Origin of the sequence: Pseudomonas sp. R3-56 (genome assembly GCF_051132075.1) — a bacterium.
Classification (GTDB): Bacteria; Pseudomonadota; Gammaproteobacteria; order Pseudomonadales; family Pseudomonadaceae; genus Aquipseudomonas.
In genome coordinates this window covers 3,094,534-3,117,769 of the sequence record NZ_CP071657.1, presented here as the reverse complement: position 1 = coordinate 3,117,769, position 23,236 = coordinate 3,094,534, and the positions used below count along the sequence as shown (strand labels likewise).

Here is a 23,236-nt window from a genome sequence, read left to right as displayed (position 1 = left end):
ACCCCTCATGCGTATCGTCGACATCCGCGAAAAAACCGTTTCCATCGCCTCTCCGATTGCCAATGCCTATATCGATTTTTCGAAAATGACCTGCTCGGTCGTGGCGGTTGTCACCGATGTGATTCGCGATGGCAAACCGGTGATCGGTTACGGTTTCAACTCCAACGGTCGCTACGGCCAGGGCGCGCTGATGCGTGATCGATTCCTGGCGCGAGTCACCGAGGCCGACCCGGAAACGCTGATCGACAAGGAACATGCCAACCTGGATCCGTTCGCCATCTGGAAAACCCTGATGACCAACGAGAAACCGGGTGGCCACGGTGAGCGTTCAGTGGCCGTCGGCACCATCGACATGGCCGTGTGGGACGCTGTCGCCAAGATCGAAGGCAAGCCGCTGTACCGCCTGTTGGCCGACCGTTATCGCGGTGGCGTGGCGGATGACAAGGTCTGGGTCTATGCGGCGGGTGGTTATTACTATCCCGGCAAGGACCAGAGCAAGCTCAAGGCAGAAATGCAGGGCTATCTGGATCGTGGCTATGACGTGGTCAAGATGAAGATCGGCGCGGTGCCACTGGATGAAGACATCCGGCGCATCGAAGCGGTGCTTGAAGTGGTCGGGGACGGGCGGCGACTGGCGGTTGATGCCAACGGCCGCTTCGATCTGGAGACCGGTATCGCGTACGCCGAAGCCATCAAGCAGTACAACCTCTTCTGGTACGAGGAAGTCGGCGATCCGTTGGACTACGCGCTCCAGGCCGAGCTCGCCAATCACTATGAACTGCCGATGGCGACCGGCGAGAACCTGTTCTCCCATCAGGACGCGCGCAACCTGCTGCGACACGGCGGCATGCGCCCGGATCGCGATTACCTGCAGTTCGATTGCGCCCTGTCCTACGGGCTCGTGGAGTACATGCGCACCCTGAAAGTCATGGAAGAGATGGGTTGGTCTTCGCGCCGCGTGGTGCCCCACGGCGGCCATCAGATGTCCCTGAACATCGCTGCTGGTTTGCACCTGGGCGGCAACGAGTCATACCCCGATGTGTTCCAGCCGTTCGGTGGTTTTGCTGACGGCATCCGCGTGGAAAACAGCTACGTCGGCCTGCCGGACATTCCTGGCGTCGGTTTCGAAGCCAAGTCCGCCCTGTACGCGGTCATGCGCGAGTTGGGCGAGGGCTGATCGTCCTCATCGTCGCGGCCTCCAACGAGGCTGCGGCATCGGGCGTCGCGCAGACGCCTGCCACATGCCCATCACAACAATAAAATGAGGTGCTCTCGTGGAAATCTCCAAGTCTCGCTGGTACAGCCAGCTGTATGTGCAGGTACTGATCGGCATCGTGATCGGCGCAGCGATCGGTTACTTCATCCCGAATGTCGGGGCCAAGCTCCAGCCCTTCGCCGATGGCTTTATCAAACTCATCAAGATGCTCTTGGCGCCGATCATCTTCGGCACGGTGGTCGTGGGTATCGCCAAGATGGGCAGCATCAAGGAGGTCGGACGGATTGGTGTGAAGGCGCTGATTTACTTCGAGATCCTTTCGACCATTGCGCTGGTCGTCGGCCTGGTCGTGGTCAACGTCGTCAAGCCTGGCGTCGGGATGAACATCAATGCCAACTCCCTTGATGGCAGCTCCATCAGCAAGTACAGCCAGGCGGCGAGTGAGCAGGGTGGTACCGTCGAGTTCTTTCTCAACATCATCCCGCAGACGTTCGTCGGCGCATTCTCCAATGGCGTCATGCTCCAGGTGATTCTGCTGTCGGTGCTGATGGGTGTCGCCCTGGTGCAAATGGGCGAGACCAGCAAGCCGCTGATCAACACCATCGATCTGTTCCTGCAGGGGCTGTTCAGGATAGTCGCGATGGTCATGCGACTGGCGCCGATTGGCGCGGGTGCCGGCATGGCATTCACCATCGGCAAATACGGCATCGGCACCTTGCTGTCCCTGGGCCAGTTGCTGGTCGCTCTGTATGTCACGACGCTGATTTTCATCGTCGTCGTGCTGGGCGCGGTCGCCCGATGGTCGGGGATGCCGCTGATGCAGTTCCTTCGTTATTTCAAGGACGAGATCCTCATCACGCTGGGGACCTGCTCGACCGAAGCGGTGCTTCCGCGAATGATGGTCAAGCTGGAAAAACTCGGCTGCAGAAAGTCAGTCGTGGGCATGGTCTTGCCCACCGGGTACACCTTCAATGCCGATGGCACCTGCATCTACCTGACGATGGCGGCGATTTTCATCGCCCAGGCCACCAATACGCCGCTGACGTTCATGGACCAGATGATCCTGCTGGGTGTGTTCCTGCTCACATCAAAAGGCTCGGCGGGTGTCGCCGGAGCCGGTTTCGTGACCCTCGCCGCGACACTCACCACGATTCATTCCATCCCCTTGGTCGGGTTGGTGCTGCTGCTCGGGATCGACCGATTCCTCAATGAAGCACGGGCCGTGACCAACCTGATCGGCAATGGCATCGGCACCCTCGCCATTGCCAAGTGGGACAACTCCTTCGACGTGCAAGCCTGCGAGCGTGAGATCGCGGCGATGAAGCAAGAGAAGGCCGATCGAAAGGCGCTGTTGGCGCCTAAATGACGACGTCGACCGGTCATGCGGTCAGTCCAGTGACCGGTCCGGCGCCTTGTTCTCGACCAGGCAGTTGCCGCCGTCCACCACCATCACTTCACCGGTGATGTAGCTCGCTTCGGCAGAGGCGAGGAAGGCAACCAGCGCGGCGACTTCCTCCGGGCGACCGGCCCGGCGCATCGGGGTGTAGCGCGCGGCATTGGCTTCCTCGGCGGTGGTCGAGCCGGTGGCGATCCAGCCGGGTGCGACGCAGTTCACCGTGATTCCCTGCCGGGCCACCTCCAGCGCCAGGCCCATGCTCATGCCCACCATGGCGGCTTTCGCGGCGCTGTAGGCCGCCTCGCCAGGGTTGCTGCACCGGGTGCCGGTGGTGGAACTGATGTTGACGATGCGCCCGTAATTGCGCGACTGCATGCCGGGCAGGACGGCGCGGGTCAGCAGGAAAGCCGTGGTCACATTTCGCGCCAGCGACAGGTTCCACAGCGCCAGGTCCATGGTTGCCACATCGGAGAAAGACTCCGGGCTGCCTTGCATGGCCATGCCGGCGTTGTTCACCAGGATGTCGATCCGGCCCCAGACGGATTCTGCCCACGACCCGAACTCGCGTACCTGGTTTTCATCGGTGAGGTCGAGGGGCTGCCCTGCGACTTGAAACCCTTCGGCGCGCAGTTCCTCGATGCGCGCTTCGATGCGCGCGCTGCTGGCGGTAACGATCAGCCTGGCGCCGGCGGCACCGAGCCTGCGGGCGATCGCCATGCCGATGCCCGTCTCGCTGCCAACGCCGCTGATGAGCGCCACAGGGTTAAGTCCGATTGCGTTTGGCATGGCAGTCTTCCAAGGATGGTGGTCAGCCAGTATGGCATCGATTTACCGGGGCAAAGAGCGCTCTACTGCGGCCACTGCTCCAGCAGGATCGAGACAAATTTTTCTGCGGCAGGCGACAGCGAAGCGCCCCGTCGATAAACCAGGCCCAGGGATCGGTTCACCACGGGTTCAATCAGCGGCACGCTGACCAGCGTCGGATGGTCCCCCGCAGGCATTGCCAGGCTGGGCATCGCCGACACCCCGAGGCCGGCCTCGACCAGGCCCAGTGACGTGGAGAGATGTTGCACTTCGTAGAACCACTGCGGGCGCCAGCTCAGGCCAGACAGAGCGTGATCGAGCAACATGCGGTTGCCGCTCAGGCGCCCGACGCCGATCAATCGATAGTCGCTGAGTTCCGACCAGGTCACGGCGCTGCGTCCTGCCAGTTCATGGTCGCGCCGGCAAGCCAATACAAAGGGTTCGTTGACCAGCGGCACGAATTCGATGTCCGGGTGCTGGCCGCTCATCATGTTGATGCCGAAATCGGCTTCGCCGCGCAGTACCGCCTCCAGTCCTTCGTTTGCGCTGAGGTCCAGCAGGCGGATGCGGATTTTCGGGTAGCGCTCGTTGTAGAGCCGGATCACCGAGGGCAGGAAGTAGAACGCCGCCGTCGGGATGCAGGCCAGGGTCACTCGGCCGATCTGTCGTTCCGCCAACTCGCGGATGTTGAGGATCGAGTCGTCGAAATCATCCAGCAGGCGTCGCGCCTTGGGCAGGAAATCCCGCCCGACGCTGGTCAGGCTGACCTTGCGCGTGGTGCGATCAAGCAGGGCCGTTCCCAGGCCTTCCTCTAGTTTTTTCATGCGCCGGCTCAGGGCTGGCTGGGACAGATGCAGCGCATCGGCAGCCTCATGAAAACTCCCCAGTTCGGCGATCTTCACGAAAGATCGGATGTCCTGCAGTTCGTATTCCATGTTTTATCTCGCTGGGAGGGGCTTGAACACGCCCCGGATCGTAGAATAATTCTTTTGTGAAACGCAATAATGGCTCCGATCTTTGCATTGGAATCACTTTTTAAACCCTGCCACTCTTGTGTCCAGAACATCAATTATCCAGATTGATCAACAAGAGTTAGTGGTCATGCAACGAATTCCTTGTGTACTCATGCGTGGCGGCACGTCCAAAGGTCCGGTATTTCTCGCCTGGGATTTGCCTGCGGTGATCGCCGAACGAGACGAGCTGCTGCTCAACCTGATGGGTTCCGGTCACGAGCTGGAAATCGATGGCATCGGCGGTGGCAGTCCGCAGACCAGCAAAGTGGCGATCGTCAGTCCTTCGCTGCATCCGGAGGCCGATGTGGATTACCTGTTTGTGCAGGTCATGGTGTCCCAGCGGCGGGTCGATACCGCGCCCAACTGCGGCAACATGCTCTGCGCCGTCGGCCCGTTCGCCATCGAGCAGGGCTTGGTCAAGGCGACAGGCGAGCTGACCCGGGTGCGTATCCGCAACCTCAACACCGGCACCTTCGTCAACGCCGAGGTGCAGACTCCGCAAGGCAAGGTCAGCTATGAGGGCGACACCGCCATCGATGGCGTGCCCGGCACGGCGGCGCCAGTGCAACTGACTTTCCTCGACGCCGCGGGCAGCAAGACCGGCAAACTCTTCCCGACCGGGCAACCCCTTGACCTGATCGACGGCGTCCCGGTGACCTGTATCGACATGGCCATGCCGATGCTGATCATCGAGGCCAGCCAACTGGGCAAGCGTGGCGACGAGAGCCCGGCCGAACTGGACGCCGACAAGGCCTTCCTGCAACGCCTGGAGTCGTTGCGACTGAAGGCCGGGCTCGCGATGGGCTTGGGCGATGTCAGCGACAAGGTCATCCCCAAGCCGGTGCTGGTGTCCGCGGCCAAGAATGGCGGGACCATTCAAGTGCGCTACTTCATGCCGCACAACTGCCACCGCGCCCTGGCGATTACAGGCTCGATCGGCCTGGCGACGGCGTGCGTGACCGACGGCAGCGTGGTCGCCAACCTGCTCGGCGGCGTCAGCGAGCCGCGCTTGCAGCGGGTGCGCATCGAGCACCCCAGCGGCGGCATCGACGTGGTGTTGTCCTACACCGGCGAAAAGGGTGAGACCATCCGTGCGTCGGTGGTCCGCACCGCCCGCCGGCTCTTCTCGGGTTTCGTCTACGCCACGGTTTCCCGGCGCCTGGCCGGATAGTCCAGGCCGTTTTTGTCATTGCATCAGCGACTCAATAACAACAAGAGATCTGACATATGCTCGCTTTACTTGGCTTGGCCATGGTGGTGGTCTTTACCTTCCTGATAATGACCAAACGGCTGTCGCCGATCGTCGCCCTGACAATCGTGCCGATCGTCTTCGCGATACTGGGCGGGTTTGGCGGAACCACCGGCAAGATGATGCTGGACGGCCTGAAGATGGTCGCGCCGTCGGCGGCGCTGCTGCTGTTCGCGATCCTGTTTTTTGGCCTGATGATCGACGCCGGCCTGTTCGACCCACTGATCCGCAAGATCCTCAAGCGCGTCAACGGCGATCCGATGAAGATCGCCGTGGGCACCGCACTGTTGTCGCTGCTGGTGGCGCTGGACGGTGACGGCACGACGACCTACATGATCACCTGCGCGGCGATGCTGCCGCTGTACAAGCGCATCGGCATGAATCCGATGATCCTGGCGACCGTCTCGATGCTGTCGCTGAGCATCATGAGCGGCATGACGCCCTGGGGTGGCCCGGCGACCCGCGCCATCGCGGCATTGGGCCTGGATGCTGGCGAGTATTTCGTGCCGCTGCTGCCGACCATGATCGGCGGCGCCGCCTGGGTGGTGTTCACCGCGTTCCTGCTGGGCCGCGCCGAGCGCAAGCGCATCGGCAATATCCAGCTGCAAAGCGGTGGCGGCGACTGCTACATCAAGGCGATTCTTGAAGACACGCCGCACAAGCGTCCGAAGCTGGCCTACGTCAACCTGCTGCTGGTGATTGCGGTGATGGTCGCGCTGGTGATGGGGCTCATGCATTCGGCGATCCTGTTCCTGATCGGTTTTGTCCTGGCGCTGGTGATCAACTATCCGCAGCTGGATATCCAGAAGGAGCGCATCCTCGCTCATTCGGGCAACGCCATGACCGTGGTCTTGCTGGTGTTCGCGGCGGGCATTTTTGCCGGGATTTTCTCCGGGACCAAAATGGTCGATGCCCTGGCGCAGACCCTGGTCGACTGGATCCCGCCATCCTGGGGCCATCTGTTCCCGCTGGTGGTGGCGATTACCAGCATGCCGCTGACCTTCGTGCTGTCCAACGATGCCTACTACTTCGGTGTGGTGCCGATCCTCGCCAACGCCGCTGCCGCCTACGGCATTCATCCGGTGGAAATCGCCCGGGCGTCGATTCTCGGCCAGCCGGTGCACTTGATGAGTCCGCTAGTGGCCTCGACCCTGTTGCTGGTGGGCATGGTTGACCGCGACCTCGGCGACTTCCAGAAAGCCACCCTCAAATGGGCGGTGCTCACCTCCCTGGTGATTACCGCGTTGGCCCTGCTGACCGGGGCGCTGACGCTGTTCTCCTGAATCACCCGACAACCTTGTTGCTTGCCTGACGCTCCCCACTCGGGGAGTGCGCTGGCCTGCGCGCCAAATAACAACAATGAGAAATCCGACATGAGCAATTACCTGACCCGAGCGGCCTGGTTTCCGATCCTCGGCCTGTTGCCGCTGTCCACGGCCAGCGCCGAAGGTTTCATCGACGACAGCAAGTTGAAGTTGCAAGTGCGCAACGTCTACTTCAACGAAAACTTTCGCGACGAACATGGCATGAGCGCGCGGGCCGCGAGGACCGCCAAGAGCGAGCGAACCGAATGGGCCCAGGGTTTCCTGTTGGATTACCAGTCAGGTTATACCCCGGGTACCGTCGGTTTCGGCGTCGATGCCCTGGGCCTGCTGGGGGTCAAGCTTGATTCCGGGCGCGGGCGCAGCGGCACGGGCCTGCTACCGGTGCATGACGACGGGCGCGCCGCCGACGAGTTTGCCAGCGCCGGCATGACCGCGAAGGCCCGGGTGGCCAAGACCACCCTCAAGCACGGCACCCTGTTGCCGAAGAACCCGGTGCTGATCTACAACGACGCGCGCCTGTTGCCGCAGTCCTACCAGGGAACCCAGCTCAGCAGCAGCGACATCGACAATCTCAGCCTGACTGGCGGGTATCTGCAGCGTTTCAAACTGCGCGATTCAAGCGACAGCATGCCGATCGTGCCCGACGGTTATGGTGGCGATCAGTCAGGCGACTTCAGCTACGCCGGCGCCGACTACAAGTTGGGCAAGACCCTGCGCCTGAGCTACTTCTATGGCGAGCTGGAGAACTTCTATCGACAGAGCTTCGCTGGCATCCAGCACGATCTGCCGCTTGGCCCCGGGGTTCTCACCAGCGATCTGCGCTATTTCAACAGCGCCGATTCCGGCTCGGCCTACGGCGGGAACATCGATAACGACATGCTCAGCGGGCTGCTGTCCTATGCCGTCGTGGGCCACACCTTCAGCGCCGGCTACCAGAAACTCAGCGGGGAAGGGGGCTTGCCTTATATCAGCGGGGCGACGGTCTACTCCTTCAGCAATGCCGGCATCGGCAAATTCATCGAGGAAGACGAGAAAACCTGGATGCTCGGTTACGGCTACGACTTCGCGCGCCTCGGCATTCCCGGCCTGACGTTTTCCAGTCGTTACCTCAGCGGTGACGATGGCAAGTCCAACAGCGCGGTGAAGGAATGGGAGCGTGATGCGGAAGTGGCCTATGTCGTGCAGCAGGGCACGTTCAAAGGACTGGGTGTGAAACTGCGCAACTATGTCTATCGCGCGGATTTTGCCAGGGGCCGTGACAGTAATCGTCTCTACCTGACCTACGATGTTGCGCTTTGGTAGTGGCTTGGCCTGCGCCGCGGGCGGAAATGGGACATGACGAAATCATGGCGTTCCCTACACCCGCTTGAACGTCTCCCTCAACGCAGCCTCTGACACTATTACAGGGCGCACGCACGTCGCCCATTCACCGCGCGGAGGATAGGTTCACATGAAGATTCTAATGGTCCTTACATCTCACGATCAGTTGGGCGAAACCGGCAAGAAAACCGGCTTCTGGCTGGAAGAATTCGCCGCTCCCTATTACGTGTTCGTCGATGCCGAGGCCACGGTCACGCTTGCGTCGCCGAAGGGCGGGCAACCACCGCTGGACCCCAAGAGCGATGAAGAGGACGCCCAGACTGATGCAACCCGTCGCTTTGGCGCCGACACCCAGGCCCAAGCGGCGTTGGCCAACACCTTGCCGCTGGGCGAGGTCGACCCCTATGACTTCGATGCGGTGTTTTATCCCGGCGGTCATGGCCCCCTGTGGGATCTCGCCGAAGACACCGACTCCAAGACCCTCATCGAAGCGTTTTACGCAGCGAATAAACCCATCGCGGCCGTCTGCCACGCGCCCGGAGTCTTCAAGAACGTCAACGCCCCGGACGGCCAGCCCGTGGTCAAGGGTAAAACAGTCACCGGTTTCACCAATTCCGAAGAAGAGGCGGTGGGGCTGACCCAAGTGGTCCCGTTCCTGGTGGAGGACATGCTCAAGGCCAAGGGCGGCGAGTATTCCAAAGGGGCGGACTGGGGCAGCCATGTGGTCGAGGACGGGCATCTGATCACCGGGCAGAACCCCGCCTCATCCGAAGCGGCCGCCAAGGCGTTGCTCAAGCGGTTGGAGGCGGAACAGGCGGGTTGAGTCAGGTTCACTCCGCCGCCTGTGAGGCAATCGACAAACCCGTGGCGAGGGAGCTTGCTCCCGCTCGGCTGCGCAGCAGTCGTGAATCGGTGGGCACGGTGACTCCGATATTCCGCATTCGGCAGGTTTTGGGGCCGCTTCGCGACCCAGCGGGAGCAAGCTCCCTCGCCACGGGGTCTTTTTTTCTTGAATAAACTGTCGTACTGAAACCATTCGGGCGACGGTATAGGGCAATCAGCCGAACCCGACGATCGCCTTGGTTTCCAGATATTCCTCAAGCCCGAAGACGCCGTACTCACGCCCGTTTCCCGATCGCTTGTAACCACCGAAGGGCGCCATGGGATTCCAGGCGGGGTAGTTCAGGAGCACTTGCCCGGCGCGGATCCTAGAAGCCACCGCGCGCGCCAGGTCAAGTTCCTGTGACTGGACGTGGGCGCCCAGCCCATAGACCGTATCGTTCGCAATAGCCACCGCCTCGTCGATCGTTTCATAGGCAATGATGCACAACACCGGCCCGAAGATTTCCTCCTGGGCGATGCGCATGGCGTTATCCACCTCGGAGAACACTGTCGGGCGGGTGAAGTAGCCCTTTTCAAAACCGGGCACGCGTCCAAGTCCGCCGCAAAGCAGTTTTGCGCCTTCGTGCAGGCCGGTCTCGATCATCGCCTGCACGCGATTGAACTGGGCTTGATTGGCAATCGGGCCGAGTACCGTTTCCGGCGATTGCGGATCACCAACGATGATCGCGTTGGCGGTTGCGGCCGCCAGCGCTTCGACTTCAGCCAGTCGGTCCTTCGGAACGATCATGCGGGTCGGGGCGCTGCAGGATTGTCCGACGTTGCGCAGCGCCGCCAGCACGCCGGCCGGGACGGCTTTGGCAAAGTCCGCATCGGGAAGCAATATGTTCGGCGATTTGCCGCCCAGTTCCTGGCCGACCCGCTTCGCCGTCGGGGCGGCCGCCTGTGCCACCAGCGTGCCCGCGCGGTTTGAGCCGGTGATCGAAATCATGTCGATATCAGCGTGTGCGGCCATCGCGGCGCCGACCACATGGCCGCTGCCGTTCACCAGGTTGAAGACCCCCGGTGGCAGGCCCGCGTCATGCACCACCTGTGCAAACAGCAGGGCGCTCAGCGGTGACAGCTCACTGGGCTTGAGCACCACCGTGCATCCGGCCGCCAGTGCCGGGGCGACTTTTGCTGTGATCTGGTAAAGCGGCCAGTTCCAGGGCGTGATCAAGCCGCAGACGCCTATGGGTTCGCGTCGGATCGCGGTCGTGCCCTCGAGCGTCTGGAAATGATAGGTGGACAGCAGATCGCGCGCGACCCGAACGTGTTCGGCCGCCAGGGGCACCTGCATTGCACGTGCGGCAGCGATGGCCGAGCCCATTTCCAGGGAGATCGCCTGGGCAAACGCTTCTTTTCGCTCAAGGATAAGCTCATGGATCTTGCCCAGCAGCAGCGCGCGCGAAGCCGTGGAGGTGGCAGACCAACCGGCAAACGCGGCGCGCGCCGCCGCTACCGCACGATCGATATCCTCGGCAGAGCCGCTGGCGACCTGGGCGACCACTTCTTCGGTCGCCGGGTTGACCACCGCCAGGCTGGCCGGGCTGGCCGGCGCAGACCAACCGCCGTTGATATAAAACCGCTGAGCCGATTGCGGATCAACACTGTAGCGATTCGAAGATTGAGTAGTCATCCAAGGCGTTCCTTTAGGGCGGCATGTCGAGTCTGCTCAATAAGCTAACAAAGCGGCCCGGACAAAATATGCCGTTGTTCAAGTGCCCAAAGGAGAATCTGCCGTATCTGCCAGGCTAACTTCCCATTAACCATGGCCTGCCAGGCTCTGACGCTTCCGACCGCAACGCCCGGGTTCGGAGCGTCCCGCAAAGTCTGCTGAACAGGTCGCGCAAAACGGTGCTTTGTACCAGGCGGCCTATACTTTTAGCCGTTCATGCACGGTTTCATGGTGTTGTAATAACGCCACCGCTCACCGCCCTTCAATGGACATCCCAAAATGCCTGCACCGTTAACTTCCGTAGAGACGAATTCTGAACTGCCGACGCACGCTGACGTTGTCGTGATCGGCGGCGGCATTATCGGAACCTTCACGGCCTATTACCTGGCCAAGCGCGGCCTGAAGGTCGCGCTGGTGGAGAAGGGGCGCGTGGGGGCGGAGCAGTCGAGTCGAAACTGGGGCTGGTGCCGTCAGCAGAATCGGGACGCTCGTGAGCTGCCGCTGTCAACCAAGAGCCTCGAACTTTGGGAACAGTTCGCCGCGGAGACCGGCGAGGACACCGGATTCAGAAGGTGTGGCTTGCTCTATCTGAGCAACAACGAGAAAGAACTGGCGGGTTGGGCAAAGTGGGGTGAGTTTGCCCGTACCGTCAATGTCACAACGCACATGCTGACGGCGGAACAGGCTGCAGAACATGGCCGGGTGACTGGCAAGTCCTGGAAAGGCGGGGTCTTCTCGCCGACCGACGGTACGGCGGACCCGTCCCGTGCCGCCCCGGCGGTTGCGCGGGCGATCATCAAGCTGGGCGGCACGGTGCATCAGGGCTGCGCTGCCCGTGGCGTCGAGACCGAAGGCGGCCGGCTATCGGCGGTCGTTACCGAAAAGGGCACCATTCGCACCAGGCTCGCGGTGCTGGCCGGTGGCGCATGGGCGTCCTCGTTCTGCCGTCAGTACGGCATCCGGTTTCCCCAGGCGTCCATTCGCCAGACGATACTGTCGGTCTCCAAGGGCGCCGAAGAGATACCGGACGCACTCCACACGGACGAGGTCTCCATGACCCGTCGCTCTGATGGCGGTTTCACGCTGGCCATCAGTGGCAGAGGGCGCGTTGACCCGACCCCGCAGCTGTTGCGGTTCGCTCCGCAGTTCCTGCCGATGTTCCAGCGGCGCTGGCGCAAGCTGGCGCCCGGTGGTCTGCAAGGCTTCCAGTCGGGGCATGAAGGCCTGGGCCGCTGGCGGTTGGACCAGCCAACCCCGATGGAGCGGATGCGCATCCTCGATCCTGCAGCCGATGCATCGGTTGTCGAGCTGACTTACAAGCGCGCGGTCGACCTGATCCCGATGCTGAAAAACTCGTCAGTCACCGCTGCCTGGGCGGGTTATGTGGACAGCACGCCTGATGGCGTCCCGGGCATTGGCGAAATAGCGAGCCTGCCTGGCCTGGTGCTGGCGGCGGGGTTCAGCGGCCATGGCTTCGGCATCGGCCCTGGCGCGGGCCACTTGATCGCCGACATTGTCAGCGACATGCCTCCCCTGGTTGACCCGCGTCCCTATCACCCGGATCGATTCCAGTCTTCAGCCTGGGGCAAAGTCGCGGAGTTCTGAGGCCAGTACAAATCTCACCGGCAACACAAGCAACGGGCGCATCCTCAGGGAATGCGCCCGTTCTCGTTGGCGGGGTGGATTCTGCCGCTGGCGGCGGTTCGACTGGTTTTTTGCGCACCATAAATGGCCGCGAACACCCTGAAAAAGGTGCAGATGCCCGGGCTTGGCGCATCCCGCACAGTCTGCTGAGCGGGCCCCGAAAAACGGTGGTTTGTGCCAAGCGGCCTATACTTTTAACCGTTTATGCGCGGTCTCATGATGCTGTAATAAAACCGTGATGCAGCGTTGCAGCCAGGCTTCAAGAACGAGCAACCGCTTGCCCCTCATGACCTCAACCATCACTCAGGACCGCACTCATGAGCTTCCTTCGCCCCAAGTTCATTACCTTTGACTGCTATGGCACGTTGACCAACTTTCAGATGGGGACCATGACGCGCGAGCTGTTCGCCGATCGGGTCCCAGCCGAGCAGATGGATCAGTTCGTCAAGGATTTCTCGGCTTACCGGCTGGACCAGGTGATGGGCGACTGGCGGCCCTATGATGAAATTCTCAAGACTGCCCTGGCCCGGGTCTGCAAGCGTTGGGGTGTCGAATACAAAGGCGAAGGCCAGCTCTATTACGACGCCGTACCGACCTGGGGCCCACATGCCGACGTACCGGCAGGCCTGTCGAAAATCGCCGACAAGATTCCACTGGTGATTTTCTCCAATGCGATGGACGAGCAGATCATGTCCAACGTCGACAAGCTCGGCGCACCTTTTCATAAAGTCTTCACGGCTCAACAGGCCCAAGCCTACAAGCCACGTCTGGCGGCCTTCGAGTACATGCTCGATAACCTCGGCTGCGGGCCGGAGGATGTCCTGCATGTGTCTTCGAGCTTTCGCTACGACCTGATGTCGGCCCACGACATGAAGATCAAGCACAAAGCGTTCGTGGCCCGGGGTCATGAACAACCGGCGAACACGGCCTTTGGTTACCACCAGATCCCGGACATCGGCGGGTTGGCCGGGCTGGTCGGTCTTTGAGTCTCATTGCACGCTTCAAGGCATAAGGGGTTAGACATGGGCAGTGAGTCTTATTGGCTCGATACCGCACCGGCATTTACCGGTGCCCAGCTCGGTGCGTTGCCCGGGCAGGTCGATGTGGCCATCGTCGGTGGCGGTTTCACTGGCCTGGCCGCCGCCCGGTCCCTGGCCTTGAAGGGCGCCAATGTGGTGGTGCTGGAAGGCGGGCGGGTCATTGGCGAGGCTTCGGGGCGCAATGGCGGCCAGTGCAACACCGGCGTCGCCCAGGACTACGCGTCATTGAGTGCCAGCCTCGGCGCCGACAAGGCGCGCGCCTATTACCAGGCCTATGAAAGCGCCGTGCAGAGTGTCGTCTCGCTGGTGGAGCAAGAGCAGATTGCCTGCGACTTCAAGCGCAATGGCAAGCTCAAGCTGGCGGCCAAGCCCCTGCACTACGAGGGGTTGGCCCGTACTTGCGAGTTGATTCGGCGCGAGGTCGATGCCGAGGTCGAGTTGCTGTCTGCGCAGGAAGCTCGGGCTGAAGTGAACTCGGCCCAGTTCCATGGCGGCTTGCTGCAGCGTAACGGCGTGCAGATGCATGTCGGACGCTTCGGGGTCGGATTGGCCGAGGCCGCGGCCCGTCACGGCGCGCTGATTTTCCAAGGCGTATCGGTAACGGACTGGAAAACCAGCGCCGGTGGTTATCGGGTCAATACCACCAAGGGTTCGCTACAGGCCACGCAGATCCTGCTGGCCACGGGAACCTGCCAGCAGGGTGGGTTGGGTTGGTATCGGCGGCGGATCGTGCCGGTGGGCAGTTTTGTGATCGCCACCGAGGTGTTGCCGCAGGCCCTGATCGACAGTTTGCTGCCGGCACACCGCTCCTATGTCACCAGCCGGATGATCGGCAACTACTTTCGGATCACCCCGGACAACCGCTTGCTGTTTGGCGGGCGGGCGCGGTTCGCCATGTCCGACAGTGTGTCCGATGCCAAGAGCGGCAAAGTCCTGCACGCGGCGATGGTGCAGATGTTTCCGCAACTGGCCCACGTGAAGGTCGAGTATTGCTGGGGCGGATTGGTCGACATGACCTCCGATCGGCTGCCCCGGGCCGGCCAGCACGGCGGCGTCTATCACTCCATGGGCTACAGCGGCCATGGCGTGCAGATGTCGGTGCACATGGGCCAGGTCATGGCCGACGTCATGGCCGGGAAAGTCGAGGCCAACCCTTGGCGCGAACTCGACTGGCCGGCCATCCCCGGACATTTTGGCAAGCCCTGGTTCCTGCCGCTGGTAGGTGCGTATTACCGCCTTCAAGACTATTTGCACTGAGTGGCGAGGGACGCTTCAGGTTTCATCACATTGCGTATAGCGCGAGCAATCGAGCCTTATCATTTGCGAAAGGTAGAACCGACATGACTGACAAAAAAAACAGTATCGATACCCAGCTGATAACAGGTACGGAAAGTCTGCGCGTTTTCGAAGGGCTCAATCGCGGCATGTCCCGCCGCAATGCATTGCAGATGCTCGGGTTGGCCGGGGTGGCCGCGGCGGGCGCCGGTAGCCTGTTCGGCACCGCCGGCAAGCTGTTCGCCGATGAGGATGCCGCCAGCCCAGGCAAAGGCAAGCCGGGCGGGCGGATCCGCGTCGCCGGCTCGACCAGTTCCACCGCCGACACCCTGGACCCGGCCAAAGGTTCGTCGTCCACCGACTACGTACGCCACTACATGTTCTACAACGGGCTGACGCGTTTTGACAGCCACATGGTGCCGCAACTGGAACTGGCCGAGCGTATCGAGACCACGGACGCCACGCTCTGGGTGATCAGCCTGCGCAAGGAAGTGACCTTCCATAACGGCAAGGCATTGACCGCCGCCGACGTGGTGTTCTCGCTGTTGCGTCACAAGGACCCGATCACCGGCTCCAAGGTCCTGCCGCTGGCGTCGCAGTTCGCCGACGTCAAAGCCATCGGCACCCATGAAGTGCAGATTCAGTTGAGCGGCCCCAACGCTGAACTGCCCTCGGTCCTTGCCGTCTCGCATATGTTGATCGTTCCGGAAGGCACCAGCGATTTCAGCCAGGGCATCGGTACCGGTCCGTTCAAGGTCAAGGAGTTCAAGCCCGGGGTGCGCTCCGTCGGCGTGCGCAACAGCAATTACTGGAAGCCCGGCTTGCCGTACCTGGACGAGATCGAATTCATCGGCATTGCCGACGAATCGTCACGGATCAACGCCCTGCTGTCAGGGGACGTGCACATCGTCAACGAGGTCAACCCGCGTTCGACGACCCGCATCAAGGCCAGCGCCCGGCATCGGGTCATCGACTCACCGTCGGGCAACTACACTGACCTGATCATCCGTCAGGACCAGATGCCCGGCAAAAGCCCGGAGTTCACCCAGGCGATGAAGCTGTTGCTGGACCGGGAACAGATCAAGTCGGCGATTTTCCGTGGCTATGCGCGGGTCGGCAACGACCATCCGATCGCGCCCGGAGCACGCTTCTTCAACGCCGATTTGCCGCAACGGGCTTACGATCCTGAACAGGCCAGGTCGTTGTTGAAGAAGGCCGGCATGGAAAGCATCAGCATGCCGCTGATGTGCTCGCCCGCGGCGACCGGTTCGGTGGACATCGCGGTGCTGCTGCAGCAGTCCGCCAAGGAAGCCGGGCTCAAGCTCAACGTCAACCGCCTGCCGAGCGATGGCTACTGGTCCAACCATTGGGCCAAGCACCCGCTGAGCTTTGGCAACATCAATCCGCGACCGAATGCCGACATGCTGTTCTCGCAGTTCTTCCAGTCGAGCGCGCCCTGGAACGAATCAGGCTGGAAAAACGAGCAGTTCGACCAATTGTTGATACAGGCCCGCGGTGAAACCGACGAGGCCAAGCGCGGCAAGATGTACGCCGACATGCAAGTGCTGGTGCATGAGCACGGAGGCATCGGCGTACCGGTGTTCATCAGCAACATCGACGGTGCCGACCAGCGTGTAAAAGGCTACGGCGCCAATCCCCTGGGCGGTTTCATGGGCTACATGTTTGCCGAGCAGATCTGGCTGGATGCCTGATGAAGGTCGGTTTGGGCCACATTGCACGAGGGTCGGATGATGAATAGCAACACACTGTGGTTGATCGGCCGCCGTCTGGGGGCGGCGGTCGTGACCTTGTTGATTGTCTCGATGGTGGTGTTCGCCATCACGGCGGTGCTGCCGGGGGACGCGGCGCAGCAGGCGCTGGGACAGTTTGCCACGCCGGAACAGGTGGCGGCCCTGCGGACCAAAATGGGCCTGGACCAGCCCGGTGTGTTGCGTTACCTGCATTGGCTGACGAGCCTGCTCAGCGGTGACCTGGGGATGTCGATGTCCAACGCCACGCCGGTGATCGAGCTGATGGCCGGCCGGGTTCCCAACACCTTGATGCTCGCCGCTGCCACGGCCCTGGTGTCGGTGCCCGTGGCGTTGACCCTGGGTATCGGCTCGGCCATGGGCCGAGGCGGGCGCCTCGACAGCTTCCTGAGTTTTTTCACCTTGACCATGGTGGCCGTGCCGGAGTTTCTGGTCGCCACCTTGGCGGTGCTGATATTCGCCGTGAACCTGGGTTGGTTATCGGCGCTGTCCTATGCCAGTGACATCACGTCCCCCTGGCAATTCATGCGCACCTACGCATTGCCGGTGATGACGCTGTGCTGCGTGATTGTCGCGCAAATGTCACGCATGACCCGCGCAGCCGTGATCGATCAGCTCGACAGCCCTTACGTGGAAATGGCCCGGCTCAAGGGCGTGAGCAATATCCGTATCGTGCTCCGGCATGCCTTGCCCAATGCCATCGGCCCCATTGCCAATGCCATCGCCCTGAGCTTGTCCTACCTGTTGGGCGGGGTGGTGATCGTCGAAACGATCTTCAACTATCCCGGCATTGCCAGCTTGATGGTCGATGCCGTGACCAACCGCGACATGGCCCTGGTTCAAGCCTGCACCATGTTGTTCTGTACGGCGTATCTGGCGTTGGTGTTGATCGCCGACCTGTGCGCGATTCTTTCCAATCCGAGGCTGAGAAACCAATGAACAACCTCATTGTGAAATCGCCGACGGCGGCCGCTGCGCTGGGGTTGGGCAAAGACGCTCACGCAAAGTCCTGGCTTGGCCTGGCCGGCGCCGCGATGTGTGTGATCTGGTTGCTGGTGGCGATTTTCGGCCCGTGGCTGGCGCCGCATCCGGTGGGCGAAGTGGTCTCCGACAACGTCTTCGACAGCCTCAGCGCGACGTACCCGTTCGGCACCGATTACCTGGGCCGCGACATGCTCAGCCGGGTTCTTGTCGGCGCGCGTTTCACTGTCGGCCTGGCGTTGGTGGCCGCGGTGCTGTCGAGCACCCTGGGAACCAGTCTGGCGCTGTTGTCGGTGGTGTCGCCAAAGTGGCTGGATGAGCTGATCAGTCGCCTGATGGACGCGTTCATTTCGATCCCGAGCAAGATGCTGGCGCTGATCATGGTCTCGGCCTTCGGCTCCTCGGTCACCTTGCTGATCTGCACGGCGGTGTTGAGCTACACCCCCGGTGCCTTCCGCATCGCCCGCAGCATGGCGGTGAATATCGAAGCGCTGGAGTACGTGCAAGTGGCCCGTACCCGGGGTGAACGCCGGCTGTACATCGCCTGCGTGGAAATCCTGCCGAACATCCTCAATCCGGTGCTGGCGGACCTGGGCCTGCGTTTTGGTTTCATCGTGCTGCTGCTCAGTGGCATGAGTTTCCTCGGGCTGGGCGTGCAACCGCCGGATGCCGACCTTGGCTCGCTGGTGCGCGAGAACATCGGCGGCCTCAATCAGGGGGCGCCGGCCATCGTGATTCCTGCCCTGGCCATCGGCACCCTGACCATCGGCGTGAATCTGTTCATCGACCGGTTGTCGTCGCGACGTAGCCGACGTACGGGAGGTCATTGAAATGAGCGAATTGATTCGGGTACAGGACCTGCGCGTGGTCGCCTGCGGCGAGCGCGAGGAGGTGGACATCGTCAAGGGGGTCAGCTTCTCCCTGCAAAAAGGCGAAGTATTGGCGTTGATCGGTGAGTCCGGTTCCGGCAAGACCACCATTGCCCTGGCATTGCTCGGTTATGCCCGACGCGGTTGCCGGCTGGCGGGCGGCGTGGTGCAAATCGGCGACGACGACATGCTGGCTTTGAGCGAGAGCCAGTTGCAGAAGTTGCGCGGCAACCGCGTGTCCTATATCGCCCAGAGCGCCGCAGCGGCGTTCAACCCGGCGAAAAAACTCATCGACCAGGTAGTGGAAGGCGCGCTGATTCATGGCCTGGGTAGCCGGGCGGTGCTTGAGGCGAAGGCCATCGAGCTGTTCCGTGACCTGGCCCTGCCAGACCCGGAGCGCATCGGCCAGCGCTATCCTCATCAGGTGTCCGGCGGGCAGCTGCAACGGGTGATGGCGGCCATGGCGCTGATCAGCGATCCATTGCTGGTGGTGCTCGACGAGCCGACCACGGCCCTTGATGTGACGACCCAGATCGATGTGCTGCGGGCCTTCAAACGGGTAGTCCGCGAGCGTGGGGCCACGGCCGTCTATGTGTCCCACGACCTGGCGGTCGTGGCGCAGATGGCTGATCAGATCGTGGTGCTCAATGGCGGCGAGATCTTCGAACACAGCGCCACGGCACCTTTGCTCAAGGGCCCGGCCCACGAATACACCCGCAGCCTGTTGGCGGCGGCGCGGCCGGACACGACGATCCGTCCGCCCAGCGACATTGCACAGGACACGCCGTTGCTGACCATCCAGGGGTTGACCGCCGGCTACGGCAACAAGAATGCCCAGGGCATGCCAGCGATTCGCGTGCTGGAAGGCATCGACTTGACGGTTCGCCGAGGCCAGGCCATCGGCGTCATCGGTGAGTCGGGCTCGGGCAAATCGACCCTCGCACGGGTGGTGGCCGGGTTGTTGCAGCCAGCCCTTGGCGGGTTGTCCTTCGATGGCCAACCCCTGGGCGGCAGCCTGTCGTCGCGTACCCAGGAGCAGTTCCGACGCATACAGATGGTCTTCCAGAATGCCGACACCGCACTCAATCCGATGCACAGCGTCAGCACGATCCTGAGCCGCCCGCTGAAGATGTATTTCGGCCTCAAGGGCGCGGCGTTGCGCGAGCGTATCGGCGAGCTGCTGGACCTGGTGCGTTTGCCCCGGACGATGGCGGACCGGCGTCCGAACGAACTGTCCGGCGGACAGAAGCAACGGATCAACCTGGCCCGGGCCTTGGCGGCCAAGCCAGACCTGATTCTCTGCGACGAGGTGACCTCGGCGCTGGATACAGTGGTCGGTGCGGCGATTCTCGAATTGCTGCGCGATTTGCGCCAGGAGCTGGGAGTGTCCTATCTGTTCATCAGCCATGACATCTCCACCGTGCGCGCCTTGTGTGACGACATCGTGGTGATGTACAGCGGGCACAAGGTCCAGGCCGGGACGCGTCAATCCTATGCCGAGGCTCCGTTCCATCCGTATACCGATCTGTTGATCCACTCCGTACCGGAACTGCGCCAGGGCTGGCTGGAAAGCTGCGGAGCAACGACCTGCCAGACGCTGCCGCCGATTGGCCCGAAAGCCGCTGTGCCAGGGCTGTGCACCTTCCTGAGTCGCTGCCCGGTGCGGGTCGACGGGCTGTGCAACCGCGTCGCGCCGGACCGGCGGATGTTAGTCGGTGGCAGCGAAATCCTTTGCCACCACGACAGCGCCGAACTGATGAAAACCCAGCAACCAAACAATCCGACCGTGGCGGCGTACGCATGAAATCCCGTGTATTGGAGATTCTCAAACGGCTGATGGCCTTCGACACCGTCTCTTCGGAATCGAATATGGCCTTGATCGAATACGTGCGCGATCTGCTCATGACCAAGGGCATCGAGTCCTTGATCGTGCGGGACGACAGCGGCAACAAAGCCAACCTGTTTGCCAGTACCGGTCCAAGGGATGTGCCGGGGATCCTGCTGTCGGGTCATACCGACGTGGTCCCGGCGGCGGGGCAGGCCTGGACCTTCCCGGCATTTGCGGCGACGGTGCGGGACGGACGGATCTATGGCCGCGGCAGTTGCGATATGAAGGGCTTTATCGCCCTGGCAATCGACGCCATGCTCGATGCCGCCGGGCAGCCATTGAGCAGGCCGCTGCAGCTGGCGCTGTCCCATGACGAGGAGATCGGCTGCGTGGGGGTACGGCGTTTGCTTGACGTGCTGCACCTGGCACCGGTCCGGCCGTTTCTGTGCGTCATCGGCGAGCCAACCAACATGCAGTTCGTCCTTGGGCACAAGGGCAAGGGTTCCTACCGTACGTACTGTCGTGGCCTGGAGGCGCACTCATCATTGGCGCCACGCTCGGTCAATGCGATTCATGTGGCCTGCGATTTCATCGCCGCGCTGCGGCTGAGCCAACAGCAGTTGCAAGAGCAGGGTGCCCGGGATACCGATTACGATGTGCCCTACAGCACCGTGCATGTCGGGCAGATTGTCGGCGGCAAGGCGCTGAACATCGTGCCCAACCTGTGCACTCTTGATTTCGAAGTGCGTAACTTGCCGGCGGACGACCTGGACGGCTTCCTCGAGCAGATGCGCGAGCGGGCCGAACTGATCGTGCGTGAAGCGCAGAAGCTTTCCAGCGTGGCTGCGATTGAAATCGAGACCCTGAACGTCTACCCGGGTCTCGACACCCATCCGAGCGTCGAAGCAGTACGGTTCCTGAAAAACTTTGCCGCCCCGGACACTGGCACCGCGAAAGTCTCGTTCGGCACCGAGGGTGGTTTGTTCAAGCAACGCCTGGATGTACCGGTGGTGGTCTGCGGCCCGGGTTCGATCGAACAGGCGCACAAGCCTGACGAGTTCATCGAGATCAGCCAGATGGAGGCGGGCGAGTGCTTTCTGCAAGGGTTGCTGGGCTCGATGCGCATTTGATCGTGCAACAGTAAAGCCTGCCGTCGCAGGTAATGCTGTTCACTTAACAAAATGACGTACCCGTGGCGAGGGAGCTTGCTCCCGCTCGGCTGCGAAGCAGTCGTAAACCGGCGGATGCGGTGTGTCTGATACTAAGTGTTTGGCAGGTTTTGGGGCCGCTTCGCGGCCCAGCGGGAGCAAGCTCCCTCGCCACGGGTTCCCCGATTGCCTTAATGAACAGCATTATGCCGTCGAAGGCTGATTTTCAGCATTCAAGGCTGCAGGGCCGGCGTTTTCAGCATCCTCGTCCAGGGCGACTCAATAGACTGAAGGCTGTCTCAGAACAGGACCCGACGTCATGCTCAAGAATCGCCTGAAAGACCCCAGCCTGCTGGTAGAACTCGCTTACATCGACGGCCAGTGGGTCGGCGCCGACAACGCCGCCACCCTGGACGTGATCAACCCGGCCACCGGCGAGGTGCTTGCCCGGGTACCGGCGATACACGGCAGCGAAACCCGGCGCGCCGTCGAAGCTGCCGACCGTGCCTGGCCGGCCTGGCGTGCACGTCCGGCGGCGGAACGGGCGGCGCTGCTCGATCGCTGGTACCAGGCGATGATCGACAACCTCGACGACCTGGCGTTGATCCTTACCCTTGAGCAGGGCAAGCCGCTGGCGGAAGCCAAGGGCGAGATCCGCTACGGTGTCAGCTTCGTCAAATGGTTTGCCGAAGAAGCTCGACGCATCTACGGCGAAACCATCCCGGCCCCCAGCGGTGATCGGCGCTTGATGACCCTCAAACAGCCGGTGGGCGTTTGCGCCGCGATCACCCCGTGGAATTTCCCCAATGCGATGATCACCCGCAAGTGCGCGCCGGCCCTGGCCGCGGGCTGCACGATCGTGGTCAAGCCGTCGGACCTGACCCCGCTGTCGGCCCTGGCCCTGGCGGTGCTGGCCGAGCGGGTCGGGATTCCGGCCGGGGTGTTCAACGTCGTGACCGGCATGCCCGCCGGCATTGGTGAAGAGCTGACCGGCAACCCGACGGTGCGCAAGCTTTCCTTTACCGGCTCTACCGCTGTCGGACGCCTGCTGATGCGTCAGAGCTCGGAACACATCAAGCGCTTGAGCCTGGAGCTGGGCGGTAACGCTCCGTTCATCGTGTTTGACGACGCGGACCTGGAGCAGGCCGTGACCGGCATCATCCTCAGCAAATTCCGCAACGCCGGGCAGACCTGCGTCTGCGCCAACCGCATTCTGGTGCAGGATGGGATCTACGAGCGCTTCGCCCAGCGCCTGGTGGAGGAGGTGGGCAAGCTCAAGGTTGGCGACGGCCTCGAGGCCGAGGTGAACATCGGTCCGCTGATCAACGCGGCGGCGGTCAGCAAGGTCGCTCGACACATCGACGAGGCGTTGAGCCAGGGCGCTCGCCTGCTTTGTGGCGAAATCCCCACGGGCGACAGCCGGTTCGTCCAGCCGACGGTGCTCGGGGAGACGCATGCCGGGATGCTGCTGGCCAACGAAGAAACCTTCGGTCCGGTTGCTCCGCTGATGCGCTTCAGCACGGAAGAACAGGCGCTCGCCTTGGCCAACGCTACGCCCTATGGCTTGGCGGCATATTTTTTCACCCAGGATCTGCGCCGCTCATGGCGGTTCGGCGAGGCCCTGGAGTTCGGCATGGTTGGCCTCAATACCGGGCTCATTTCCATGGACGTCGCGCCCTTCGGCGGCATCAAGCAATCGGGCCTGGGGCGTGAAGGCAGCAAGTATGGCCTGGATGAATTTCTTGAAGTCAAAGCCTTCCACGTCGGCGGGCTGTGATGCGTTCAGCGATTTGAAGAGGAGG

The 23,236-nt window shown here is 62.1% G+C and carries 18 protein-coding genes; 15 read left to right on the top strand and 3 right to left on the bottom strand.

Features of this window, described 5'->3' with window-relative positions; all coding sequences use genetic code 11:
* The first annotated feature begins 7 nt into the window (after nt 1–7).
* The gene (locus J3P96_RS14035; RefSeq protein ID WP_305494702.1) at nt 8–1,177 is read left to right on the top strand and encodes a mandelate racemase/muconate lactonizing enzyme family protein; all 1,170 of its coding nucleotides are present in this window, start codon (nt 8–10) and stop codon (nt 1,175–1,177) included.
* A 97-nt stretch (nt 1,178–1,274) separates the two neighbouring features.
* Nucleotides 1,275–2,582, top strand: a complete 1,308-nt coding sequence (dctA, locus tag J3P96_RS14030) for a C4-dicarboxylate transporter DctA (protein WP_434623766.1) — start codon at nt 1,275–1,277, stop codon at nt 2,580–2,582.
* Nucleotides 2,583–2,603: 21 nt separating this feature from the next.
* On the opposite strand, the gene J3P96_RS14025 is transcribed toward dctA, so the two are convergent.
* Both J3P96_RS14025 and J3P96_RS14020 read right to left on the bottom strand, forming a co-directional pair.
* Complete coding sequence (locus J3P96_RS14025; RefSeq protein WP_434651664.1) at nt 2,604–3,398, bottom strand: SDR family NAD(P)-dependent oxidoreductase; 795 nt, start codon at nt 3,396–3,398, stop codon at nt 2,604–2,606.
* Between the two features lie 62 nt (nt 3,399–3,460).
* Nucleotides 3,461–4,351: a LysR family transcriptional regulator gene (locus J3P96_RS14020; protein ID WP_024777250.1), complete on the bottom strand. Its 891-nt coding sequence runs from the start codon at nt 4,349–4,351 to the stop codon at nt 3,461–3,463.
* A 166-nt stretch (nt 4,352–4,517) separates the two neighbouring features.
* Here J3P96_RS14020 and J3P96_RS14015 point away from each other — a divergent pair, with 166 nt between their 5' ends.
* The 4 genes from J3P96_RS14015 to J3P96_RS14000 all read left to right on the top strand — a co-directional run bounded on the left by J3P96_RS14015 (nt 4,518) and on the right by J3P96_RS14000 (nt 9,146).
* A complete protein-coding gene (locus J3P96_RS14015) occupies nt 4,518–5,600 on the top strand; it encodes a 4-oxalomesaconate tautomerase (RefSeq protein WP_434651661.1) in 1,083 nt (360 codons plus the stop codon).
* Between the two features lie 56 nt (nt 5,601–5,656).
* The gene (locus J3P96_RS14010) at nt 5,657–6,961 is read left to right on the top strand and encodes a CitMHS family transporter (protein ID WP_434651659.1); all 1,305 of its coding nucleotides are present in this window, start codon (nt 5,657–5,659) and stop codon (nt 6,959–6,961) included.
* A gap of 90 nt (nt 6,962–7,051) precedes the next feature.
* Nucleotides 7,052–8,305, top strand: coding sequence for an OprD family porin (locus J3P96_RS14005; protein WP_434651658.1), 1,254 nt, complete (start codon nt 7,052–7,054; stop codon nt 8,303–8,305).
* Between the two features lie 148 nt (nt 8,306–8,453).
* Complete coding sequence (locus tag J3P96_RS14000; protein WP_434651656.1) at nt 8,454–9,146, top strand: type 1 glutamine amidotransferase domain-containing protein; 693 nt, start codon at nt 8,454–8,456, stop codon at nt 9,144–9,146.
* 234 nt (nt 9,147–9,380) lie between these two features.
* On the opposite strand, the gene J3P96_RS13995 is transcribed toward J3P96_RS14000, so the two are convergent.
* Nucleotides 9,381–10,841 carry an aldehyde dehydrogenase family protein gene (locus J3P96_RS13995; RefSeq protein WP_434651654.1) on the bottom strand — a complete coding sequence of 487 codons (1,461 nt, stop codon included), beginning with the start codon at nt 10,839–10,841 and terminating at the stop codon, nt 9,381–9,383.
* A 318-nt stretch (nt 10,842–11,159) separates the two neighbouring features.
* Between J3P96_RS13995 and J3P96_RS13990 the strand changes: the two genes are divergently transcribed.
* The 9 genes from J3P96_RS13990 to J3P96_RS13950 all read left to right on the top strand — a co-directional run bounded on the left by J3P96_RS13990 (nt 11,160) and on the right by J3P96_RS13950 (nt 23,211).
* Nucleotides 11,160–12,485 carry an NAD(P)/FAD-dependent oxidoreductase gene (locus tag J3P96_RS13990; RefSeq protein WP_434651651.1) on the top strand — a complete coding sequence of 442 codons (1,326 nt, stop codon included), beginning with the start codon at nt 11,160–11,162 and terminating at the stop codon, nt 12,483–12,485.
* A 356-nt stretch (nt 12,486–12,841) separates the two neighbouring features.
* Nucleotides 12,842–13,510 carry a haloacid dehalogenase type II gene (locus J3P96_RS13985; RefSeq protein ID WP_434651649.1) on the top strand — a complete coding sequence of 223 codons (669 nt, stop codon included), beginning with the start codon at nt 12,842–12,844 and terminating at the stop codon, nt 13,508–13,510.
* Between the two features lie 36 nt (nt 13,511–13,546).
* The gene (locus tag J3P96_RS13980) at nt 13,547–14,821 is read left to right on the top strand and encodes an NAD(P)/FAD-dependent oxidoreductase (RefSeq protein WP_434623749.1); all 1,275 of its coding nucleotides are present in this window, start codon (nt 13,547–13,549) and stop codon (nt 14,819–14,821) included.
* Nucleotides 14,822–14,904: 83 nt separating this feature from the next.
* Nucleotides 14,905–16,551 carry an ABC transporter substrate-binding protein gene (locus tag J3P96_RS13975; protein ID WP_434651647.1) on the top strand — a complete coding sequence of 549 codons (1,647 nt, stop codon included), beginning with the start codon at nt 14,905–14,907 and terminating at the stop codon, nt 16,549–16,551.
* Between the two features lie 39 nt (nt 16,552–16,590).
* Complete coding sequence (locus J3P96_RS13970; protein ID WP_434658175.1) at nt 16,591–17,547, top strand: ABC transporter permease; 957 nt, start codon at nt 16,591–16,593, stop codon at nt 17,545–17,547.
* Complete coding sequence (locus J3P96_RS13965) at nt 17,544–18,419, top strand: ABC transporter permease (protein WP_434568485.1); 876 nt, start codon at nt 17,544–17,546, stop codon at nt 18,417–18,419. The genes J3P96_RS13970 and J3P96_RS13965 overlap by 4 nt, the downstream gene beginning before the upstream one ends.
* Nucleotide 18,420: 1 nt before the next feature.
* Entirely contained in the window at nt 18,421–20,262 is a 1,842-nt protein-coding gene (locus tag J3P96_RS13960) for an ABC transporter ATP-binding protein (RefSeq protein ID WP_434651645.1), read from the top strand.
* The gene (argE, locus tag J3P96_RS13955) at nt 20,259–21,416 is read left to right on the top strand and encodes an acetylornithine deacetylase (RefSeq protein WP_434651642.1); all 1,158 of its coding nucleotides are present in this window, start codon (nt 20,259–20,261) and stop codon (nt 21,414–21,416) included. The genes J3P96_RS13960 and argE overlap by 4 nt, the downstream gene beginning before the upstream one ends.
* 337 nt (nt 21,417–21,753) lie before the next feature.
* Entirely contained in the window at nt 21,754–23,211 is a 1,458-nt protein-coding gene (locus J3P96_RS13950; protein ID WP_434651640.1) for an NAD-dependent succinate-semialdehyde dehydrogenase, read from the top strand.
* The last annotated feature ends 25 nt before the right edge of the window (nt 23,212–23,236 follow it).

Excerpts from the sequence above, each read along its gene's own strand:
- J3P96_RS14035 (WP_305494702.1), top strand. The coding sequence starts at position 8 with ATGCGTATCGTCGACATCCGCGAAAAAACCGTTTCCATCGCCTCTCCG.
- J3P96_RS13960 (WP_434651645.1), top strand. The coding sequence starts at position 18,421 with ATGAGCGAATTGATTCGGGTACAGGACCTGCGCGTGGTCGCCTGCGGC.
- J3P96_RS14020 (WP_024777250.1), bottom strand. The coding sequence starts at position 4,351 with ATGGAATACGAACTGCAGGACATCCGATCTTTCGTGAAGATCGCCGAA.
- J3P96_RS14015 (WP_434651661.1), top strand. The coding sequence starts at position 4,518 with ATGCAACGAATTCCTTGTGTACTCATGCGTGGCGGCACGTCCAAAGGT.
- J3P96_RS13975 (WP_434651647.1), top strand. The coding sequence starts at position 14,905 with ATGACTGACAAAAAAAACAGTATCGATACCCAGCTGATAACAGGTACG.
- J3P96_RS13990 (WP_434651651.1), top strand. The coding sequence starts at position 11,160 with ATGCCTGCACCGTTAACTTCCGTAGAGACGAATTCTGAACTGCCGACG.
- argE (WP_434651642.1), top strand. The coding sequence starts at position 20,259 with ATGAAATCCCGTGTATTGGAGATTCTCAAACGGCTGATGGCCTTCGAC.
- J3P96_RS13950 (WP_434651640.1), top strand. The coding sequence starts at position 21,754 with ATGCTCAAGAATCGCCTGAAAGACCCCAGCCTGCTGGTAGAACTCGCT.
- J3P96_RS13985 (WP_434651649.1), top strand. The coding sequence starts at position 12,842 with ATGAGCTTCCTTCGCCCCAAGTTCATTACCTTTGACTGCTATGGCACG.
- J3P96_RS14005 (WP_434651658.1), top strand. The coding sequence starts at position 7,052 with ATGAGCAATTACCTGACCCGAGCGGCCTGGTTTCCGATCCTCGGCCTG.
- J3P96_RS13980 (WP_434623749.1), top strand. The coding sequence starts at position 13,547 with ATGGGCAGTGAGTCTTATTGGCTCGATACCGCACCGGCATTTACCGGT.
- J3P96_RS14010 (WP_434651659.1), top strand. The coding sequence starts at position 5,657 with ATGCTCGCTTTACTTGGCTTGGCCATGGTGGTGGTCTTTACCTTCCTG.
- J3P96_RS13965 (WP_434568485.1), top strand. The coding sequence starts at position 17,544 with ATGAACAACCTCATTGTGAAATCGCCGACGGCGGCCGCTGCGCTGGGG.
- J3P96_RS13995 (WP_434651654.1), bottom strand. The coding sequence starts at position 10,841 with ATGACTACTCAATCTTCGAATCGCTACAGTGTTGATCCGCAATCGGCT.
- J3P96_RS14000 (WP_434651656.1), top strand. The coding sequence starts at position 8,454 with ATGAAGATTCTAATGGTCCTTACATCTCACGATCAGTTGGGCGAAACC.
- J3P96_RS14025 (WP_434651664.1), bottom strand. The coding sequence starts at position 3,398 with ATGCCAAACGCAATCGGACTTAACCCTGTGGCGCTCATCAGCGGCGTT.
- J3P96_RS13970 (WP_434658175.1), top strand. The coding sequence starts at position 16,591 with ATGAATAGCAACACACTGTGGTTGATCGGCCGCCGTCTGGGGGCGGCG.